Raw genomic sequence first — 418 nt, forward strand, 5'->3', positions numbered from 1 at the left:
CCTTCGGGAGGACGCTCACCACTTTGTGGTTCATGACTGGGGTGAAGTCGTAACAAGGTAGCGCTAGGGGAACCTGGCGCTGGATCACCTCCTTATACGATGATTATCGTGATGAGTACCCACACAGATTGATATGTTTATTTAGAGTTTCTTAGTGTCCCGTTCGTCTAGAGGCCTAGGACACCGCCCTTTCACGGCGGTAACAGGGGTTCGACTCCCCTACGGGATACCATCTTTAAACGCATTCGCAAGAGTGTTTTTAGAAATGGTTTCGAAAGAAACATTGCTCTTTAACAATTTGGAAAGCTGACAAAACAACAATTTATTGTTGTTTGTAAAGTTCTCAAAGTATTCAATTTAATTGAATACACAAAAACACATTCAAGTGTTCTTGGGTTTTGTCTTACTGTTTCAGTAA

At 42.1% G+C, this 418-nt stretch carries 1 tRNA gene and 1 rRNA gene; both read left to right on the forward strand.

What is annotated here, in order from left to right:
* Positions 1–95 (forward strand): 16S ribosomal RNA (locus tag IRQ95_RS22030); the annotation flags it as partial.
* Between the two features lie 61 nt (positions 96–156).
* Positions 157–232, forward strand: a tRNA-Glu gene (locus IRQ95_RS22035).
* Positions 233–418 lie beyond the last annotated feature (186 nt).

The organism is Vibrio fluminensis (assembly GCF_015278125.1).
Lineage (GTDB): Bacteria > Pseudomonadota > Gammaproteobacteria > Enterobacterales > Vibrionaceae > Vibrio > Vibrio fluminensis.